Here is a 7649-nt window from a genome sequence, read left to right on the forward strand (position 1 = left end):
CCACATCAATTGAAGGCTTCAGCTAGCAGGCGAATATGAAGTCTGCGTTAATTTGAGAAAAGTCGCATTAATTTCAGAAACCTTATTGAACCATTGGCTCATTTGTCACTCTGAGACCACCGCAAAACTGTCGATGTTTCTCGCTCAGTCACGCAAGCGGCTGAACACGTAGTCGTGATCTTTTTGCGGGGTATGGCAGGCAAAGCAGGCGGTCGTCGCCTTGGCACGCACGACGCGATTGGCTGAGTCACCGCTGCCGAAGCCTTCGAACCCCCAGCCCCCCGTCGCACTGAACTGCTTCGCATCCTTGTGCATGACGCCCACAACCTTGCGCGCTCCTTCGGTCACAGCATTGTCGGCCCGCTTCGCGTCCAGCAAATCGAACACGATGACCGCGCCATCCGGAAACTTACCTGATCGGTAACCTTCCATCGCTTGCTTATTGGCATACAGGTGATGGATGCCGCCGAAGGCTTCGTAAAGCGGATGTCCCTGGTCAATGACCATACTCTTGACGTGGTGCCAGTCGCGGTAGCCGGTCGGGTACGGCACTTCCGCATCTGTCGCCAGGACAGGGTTGACGAGGGTTGCCAGTGTCAGTGCAGCGAGTAAGCGCTTCATGGTTGCCTCAGTACTTCAGTCCGCGAGCGCGGCACCGAAGTTGATGTGAATGATTGGTGGTCGATACCAGCGCAGGTGCCGACTTCACGCTAAACCCCTCCGCCTGGGCGATGCGTCCTTGCTGATCACCGAGAAGCGTCACTGCAACCTGATTGCGCGCCGGGTCGAGAGCGCTGGAGTACTGCTGTTCTACAGACACTACATCGGAGAGCTGTTGTAAAAAACAGAGCCTTGCTCATGTCCGACTCCTCTATCGCTGGCTTTAGAGCATCGCCACGATGCATTACTGGAATTAGAGCTTGCTACCTCTATCTCGTCAAATTATGCATCGAGGAACACTGGTGTTGAGGGGACCTGCTGCTCAATGGGTTGCCGACCGATACGTTGCCAGATCACATTCCCACTGAACAGCAGTCGCATCACTTGCACACAATCGCCCTTAGCGTTGGGATCAGGAAGGTGTGTTGGACGGACGGTTATGGGCACACTTCTTGAAACGATTCGTCTGCGGCATGTTGTTTGGCTGACACTCCCCAGTGATTTTTTTGTAAGTCCTTCCCTTCTGGCAGATTCCGTCCGACGGACAGAACATACTTGGAGGGAGTATCAGAGCATTTTCGTAGCACATTTAGAGAGCGAGAGCTTACGGAATTACAACTTGCCCGAGGGTAGATCTACTACCTTGGGGTCGCTCTGCTTTGCCTTTAGAACACGGGTCTCGGCTATCAATACCTCGTTAATCGAGGCGAGGTTGGCAATCTTCACGCGTAGCTCCTCATTCTCTTGGCGGAGCATTCGATTTTTCTCGCGTTCAGCCAAGAGATCCTGGTGTTTCACATCCCGCTGAGCACGACTCGAACGTCCCTGAGCTTCACGGATCGCTTCGGCGATATTTGGGTAGTGATTGTGGATCAGCGCCGTCGAAACACCGGCCTCACGCGCCACCGCGGCGATGGTGACCTTGGATTCTCCGGTGTGCGTCCGACCACGCTGGATGCGCGCGAGCGCGAGTTGCAAATCCCGCTCGCGGGCGTCCGAGGGCTTGCGTTTGATCGTCATACTACGTTCGCCTCCGGGTCGTATCCAAGCTGCATAAGCACGTCACGACAGCGATCCAAATCACGCAATACGCGCTGTCGACCACCGTCACCAATATCGTTGCAATCCAACAACCCCTTCAAGTTGCCATAAAGACGCTGGTAGATACCAACATGGGCACCTCCAATCACGGCGTTGTTGCAGTCGCCGCAGCGCGTTCGCTCCATGGTGTTGCCGACGCAACGATCATCGGCGGCGGTACACCAGGCATGACCATTACTTCGAATCGCGGTGCTCTCAGCAATCGAGGTCACCATCGAGGCGTGGTTCTTGAAGATCGCGAGGTTCGCCGAATCGCGCTGCCAATGCTTGATCGATCGACCGTAGCCGCCAGTCAGTGGTGTGTCCCCCAGCCAAGTACCGACGACCTCGGACTTGATGTCTTCGAGTTCTGACTGGATGTCTTCGTACAGTTCGATATCGAGATGCTGCCCCCAATCTTGATCCATGGCGTAGCCCAAGGTCATGTCCATGGACCAGTGCGCGAAATGCTCACGCAGGTAACGCAGGTCGCCAAACTGGCTATGCGCTGCGTAGTTGGCGAATTTACGGCGAAATTGATGGCTGGCTAAGATCCAGATCAGACCACAGCTCTTCGCGAACGCTTTGAGGCACATGTTCCATGCCGAACCCGAGAGGGTACGAACTTGATTACGCTTCGTGGCAGCCACCCCGAGAAAGAGAGCCTGCTGATGCTTCTGCGCCGTGGCGATTTGCGGATCACTCGAGTTAAGCATTCTTCGCTCGGCGATCTCAGCGTCGATCATCGCCTGGTACGGCTCGGCCCAACGCTCCATTAGGCGCAACACGTGCACAGCAATTTCTGGAATCATCCAGTCGTGCACGCCGGTATCGGTTTTTTCCGATGTGGAGCGCAGCCAGTGGAAGACCGTGCCTTCATCGTCTTCCGTACGGTGGTGCGCGCCAGATTTTACGTTGGCCAACTCATGATTCCGGCAACCGGAGGTGCTGGCCAGAACGATATAGGAGGCAGTTCTCAAATCTTTAATCGCTTGGTTGAATGTCTCAAGCCCGCCTTCCCACCCAAGAGCCGTCAGCTGGCGAACCTTATGCTCCTGAACTGATCTGATCACCTGTCCCTTGCGCGCTACTGCGACGCTATCGAGGGCGTCGCGCAGATCGAGCAGACGCTCACCGCGCTGAACCTGTTCATAGGCCTTCTCGAACAAAGTACAAAACACCTCATCTGGTATCAACGGCGTTTTGCCGGCCTCACTGTTGAGGGAGGCTCTACCGGCCAGGGCTCTCGCCGATGTATCAGGCCAGGGATGTCTTGGGATTGGGTCGTTGGTGTACTGACTGAGTTCATGAAGCGCCTCGACTGACATAAAACGACGTTCAAGGGCCGCCGGAGACAGCGCCTGCCCCCGATTGCGACGCGTCTGTCGGATCTCCTTGCACTCGGCGACGTAATTTGCACAGATCATGGGCGTTACAGCGCCGAAGTGACCGAGCTTAAGCGCGCTTAGATACCGTAGAAAGGGCAATACATTTTCAAAAACATTGCGCAAAGTACTTGCCACGGGACGCTTCTGCCCTGCGCGACCGCGCCGTAGGTAGCGGTACAAGAGGGACTTCATCACCGTTACAAACGCAGCGGGTACTCGATTGAAGTCCAAATTCCTCATGTTGTCCGGTACATTGCTAGTCAACCCTTCGAGCTGCCAAATGTTGTCGCGATAGCGACTGAGGATGACCCAGTGGCCATCAACATGGATGGCGCTGACAATGAGTGCTTCGCGGTCGCCCTCGGGCAACTCACGTATATCCCCTGGTTGTAGTTCGATGCTTGCCCAAGGCAACATGGCCACATTGCTTTTGCTCATGCAAACATCTCCAGACTTTCCACTACATCGGACGACCAAAACGGGTGCGGATCGCGGCGAGCCTGCTCGCGAGCAGCTTCAACGACGGCCGATTTGAAGGTTCCACGCCGCAGCCCTTCAGCCACGATATAGTCGTCAATCAATCGAGGAATATGCGCGTATTCCTGCGCCCAACGCCGCTTGTTCATGCGGGTACGCTCCGCAAACACACGGAAGTAAAAACTAAATAGCCGGTGCAAATCGTCTCCCGTGACCGCGTAATGTTTGCATCGCAGACAGTTGAGGAATGAGAAGCACGCTTCCCCCTCACGTTTTGGTGCATATTGGCCGTTCACCGGATCACCACAGCGCCCCATTGGGGTAGTTTTGTAAGTAGCGCCAATGGTCCGGCTGAGCAGTTCCTGAACCATTATCTCGCCCATAAACTGCCAGTTGCGCCTCGCGTCTGCGCTAGGTGCCAAGTAATTTCGTCCGGCCACCTGTGGTGTGTTACCAAGCGCGATGGCCGTGGTCATCAGGTCACCCGCGAGCAATTCGAATATTCGGTTGGCAAACGTTTTACGTAGTCGAGAGATGTTGATGCGCAGCGGCCGACCATCCGTATCGACGAGTCCATAATCAGTCACCAATTTTTTGGCCGCTAGTTTCAACGCTGAATCCGTCAGGACAATGACCGTGCCGACGCCTGGACCACGGTGCACGCGATACAGCCAAACGCAATCCTTGATGTCGTTCGGAGCCTCCGCACGCAGCGTTTCACTGTGAGCAAGGACACGGCGGATCAGGCGTTCAATGTTGGTTTTGATGGTTGGGGTCGACTCCAGACGACGCTCAGTGGCGCTCTCTGCGCGCAGAGCCACTTTACTGCTGCTGTGTCCGCGACGTTTCCAGAGGACCAAAAAGACACTGTTGTCTTTGGGGTGAGCGCGCAGGCAATCGTGCCCCATCTCCAGCAGCGGCGTGGCGTTACGCCCGGTGTGCAGCGCAACGGTCAACAAGGCATAAGCCAGTAGCTCACCTGTCACAACGGCGTCTTCATTCCAGATTGGCAGGGTCGCCTGTTTTAATGCTGAGGTGAACGCTTGTCGCTGACGTTTCGGTAGTGGCGTTTCCCCCTTACTCTTGCCACTGTTTGGGAACGGGTTTCGCGGAAACGTCGCATCGTCCCCTGTGGTGACCAACGAAATTATCCCTCTGCGGCCCAACGCGTGAAGGACGCACTTCATACCGGTGTAGTGAGTACTCTGGCTAAGCGTGGTAATGCCCAATCCAGCAAGGTAGCCAAGAAAATCGTCAATCAATGCGCGATCGATGGCGTTCAGGGTCAACTCACGGCTGAGCGCGGTTGCACGCAAAATCATGAAGTTAAGGAAGTGGCGTAAACCGCCTTTACAGAAGCTTGCTACGGTACTCGCTTCGACCCCAGTGTCCTGCTGGGCCAGAAAGCGTTCAGTCTGTCGCTGACAGGCATACGTGATTGAATCGATACCCACGCCGTACCAGAAAGCGAAGTCGATGCCTCGGGAACGCGTGGCATTCCTTCCGAAATTGACCTTTGTGTGGACAGGTGGAATCACTTCGGGCAGAACAATGACAGACCCGTTCGCGTCGTGACTATGCTCGACTTGCGGGATATTGAGGTCGGTCTTTAAGAAGACCTTGCGCTTCCCCATTAAACAGCTCCCAAGTCGTCAGACAGTTCATCGTCGTAAGCCAGCACCGCGTTGTCGGCCAGTTCGTTGACCAAGTGCAGGTACACCATCGTCGTCTGGATCGAACTATGACCGAGCTGCCGCTGCACAAACACGAGCGGTTCCAGGCTGCTGCCATTGCGCTGAAGGGCGACCAGAGTATGGGTCGCGTAGGTGTGGCGAAGCATGTGCGTATGAACCTTGATATCCGCACGCTTGCCAATTTCTCGGACAATGCGTTCGATGCGTTTACCATCATCGGCGTAGGGCTCACCGAACTGATTCAAGAACAGCGATTTGTGTTGAGTACGACTCAGTGAAGCCCGCTCACCACGAACCTGCACTACATACCGGTACAGATCCGCGAGAAAGCGTCGACTGATATAGATGTCACGCGGCTTGCTTCCCTTCGTTCGCATTCCGTGACCATCGTGTGGATCAAGGCGAATCCGGATGTTGCGCTCGTGCCTACCGGCTTTGTCCGGATCGAAGACATACGCCAACGGAAAAGAGGCGATTTCCGCTCGCCGCAGGCCAGTCTGAAGTCCAAGTCGAATCATCATTCGGTGATGCGGATTTTCCGCCTTCTCCAGCAACTCCTTAATCTCATCCATGCTGAGGAACTTCGGCAGCACCCGATGCTGACGCGGCATGACGTCGTTCACCATTGCCTTTCCGCCGCTGGCATCGATGTGTGCAAGAAAGCCGGGAGCCCGCTTGATCTTCCGCTCCTCATAACCAAACGGCAGTCTGCTCACCCATTCCTGCTGCTGGGCATACTCATAAAACTTGCAGATATAGTGGAGTCGTTGCCGGGTTGTTGATCGGGCCAACTGACACTCCACCAGGCAGTAGTCCCGGTAACCGGCAACGACACTCTTGGCCTCGCCACGATCTACGTCTCGCCAGTCGAGCTCATGTGCCTGAAGGAAACTGAAAAAGTCGTAAAGAGCACGCCCCGTGCTTGGCCAAGATTTCCGCGACCCAATGGCTCCCCGCAATAGAAAGTGGCGCATGAATTCATTGGCAGGAACGCAACTGTCCATCGTGTCCCAAAGCAAGATCGGAAAGCCTGGATACGGGCGACCGCCAATCACCAAGAGTTCAGTAGCCCACACAAGCTCCATCAACCGCCCCCCCAACCTATGATCTAAACCAATGTAGTGGTCTACTAACCCCGGACACCTTTTTAGGCGAAAATGGTCGCCACACAGAGGTGTTCGATGAGCAGACAACGACGTACTTTCACCCCCGAATTCAAGCGCGAGGCAGCCGGCCTGGTGCTCGACCAGGGCTATAGCCTTACTGAAGCCGCCCGGTCGCTCGACTTGGTTGAATCGGCGCTGCGCCGCTGGGTGAATCAACTCCAGTCAGAACGTGGCGGTGCTACGCCAACGAGCAAGGCGCTGACCCCCGAGCAGCAGAAGATCCAAGAGTTGGAAGCTCGGATCAACCGGCTGGAACGGGAGAAATCGATTTTAAAAAAGGCTACCGCGCTCTTGATGGCCGAGGAACACGAGCGCTCGCGTTGATTGATCAGCTCCGCCGCGAGGAGCCTGTCGAATTACTCTGCTCGGTGTTTGAAGTCACTCGCTCGTGTTACTACGCGCATTGCCATAAACGGCGATCTCCGGACGTTGCGCGACTGGCACTGCGCGTTCGGGTTAACGAGCTATTTACACAGAGCCGTAGTGCCGCAGGTAGTCGAACCATCATGTGCATGATGCGCCGAGAAGGCATTCAGATCGGCCGCTTCAAGGTGCGCAAGTTGATGCGCGAAATGAAGCTGATCAGTAAGCAACCGGGTTCACATGCCTACAAGAAGGCCACAGTAGAGCGCCCTGACATCCCGAACGTGCTGGAGCGCGCATTCGATGTTACGGCACCGAATCAAGTATGGTGCGGCGACATCACGTATGTGTGGGCTCAAGGCCAGTGGCACTATGTGGCGGCAGTTATCGACCTTTTTGCACGTCGCATGGTGGGCTGGGCGTTTTCACCCAAACCGGACAGCGAATTGGTCATCAAGGCGCTGGACATGGCGTACGAGCACCGCGGGCGGCCGCAGAATGTACTGTTTCACAGTGATCAGGGCAGCCAGTATGGCAGCCGAGCTTTTCGTCAGCGGTTGTGGCGTTACCGCTTCAAGCAAAGCATGAGCCGCAGAGGTAATTGCCTGGACAATGCGCCTATGGAGCGTTTGTTCCGCAGCCTGAAAACGGAGTGGGTGCCAAGTGTGGGCTACATGAGTGCTGCGCAGGCACAGCAGGACATCGGCAGGTTTCTGATGCAGCGCTACAACTGGGAGCGACCGCATCAGTTCAACGGTGGGTTACCTCCGGCGATTGCCGAGGAAAAACTTAATCCGGTGTCCGGGATTAGTTGACCACTA

General features: G+C 55.6%; 6 protein-coding genes. 1 reads left to right on the top strand and 5 read right to left on the bottom strand.

The annotated features are described in order from the left end of the window. Positions 1-144 precede the first annotated feature (144 nt). The 5 genes from APH36_RS27635 to APH36_RS27655 all read right to left on the bottom strand — a co-directional run bounded on the left by APH36_RS27635 (position 145) and on the right by APH36_RS27655 (position 6384). Positions 145-621, bottom strand: a complete 477-nt coding sequence (locus APH36_RS27635; protein WP_041506140.1) for a cytochrome P460 family protein — start codon at positions 619-621, stop codon at positions 145-147. Positions 622-1272: 651 nt separating this feature from the next. After that, on the bottom strand, positions 1273-1680 hold the full coding sequence (locus tag APH36_RS27640; protein ID WP_041506141.1) for a TetR/AcrR family transcriptional regulator: 408 nt from the start codon (positions 1678-1680) through the stop codon (positions 1273-1275). Then, positions 1677-3566, bottom strand: a complete 1890-nt coding sequence (locus APH36_RS27645; RefSeq protein ID WP_041506142.1) for an integrase — start codon at positions 3564-3566, stop codon at positions 1677-1679. Before APH36_RS27645 ends, APH36_RS27640 begins: the two co-directional genes overlap by 4 nt. Next, positions 3563-5239 carry a hypothetical protein gene (locus APH36_RS27650; protein WP_041506143.1) on the bottom strand — a complete coding sequence of 559 codons (1677 nt, stop codon included), beginning with the start codon at positions 5237-5239 and terminating at the stop codon, positions 3563-3565. The genes APH36_RS27645 and APH36_RS27650 overlap by 4 nt, the downstream gene beginning before the upstream one ends. Then, positions 5239-6384: a site-specific integrase gene (locus APH36_RS27655; RefSeq protein WP_041506144.1), complete on the bottom strand. Its 1146-nt coding sequence runs from the start codon at positions 6382-6384 to the stop codon at positions 5239-5241. The genes APH36_RS27650 and APH36_RS27655 overlap by 1 nt, the downstream gene beginning before the upstream one ends. Positions 6385-6480: 96 nt before the next feature. Here APH36_RS27655 and APH36_RS31360 point away from each other — a divergent pair. Then, positions 6481-7643, top strand: a protein-coding gene (locus tag APH36_RS31360; protein WP_156342220.1) for an IS3 family transposase whose coding sequence is annotated in 2 segments (ribosomal slippage) — positions 6481-6736 and positions 6736-7643 — 1164 coding nt in all. Because the reading frame shifts where the segments join, the coding sequence is not laid out codon by codon here. Positions 7644-7649: the final 6 nt, after the last annotated feature.

This window comes from Pseudomonas sp. NBRC 111133 (assembly GCF_001320605.1).
Lineage (GTDB): Bacteria > Pseudomonadota > Gammaproteobacteria > Pseudomonadales > Pseudomonadaceae > Aquipseudomonas > Aquipseudomonas monteilii.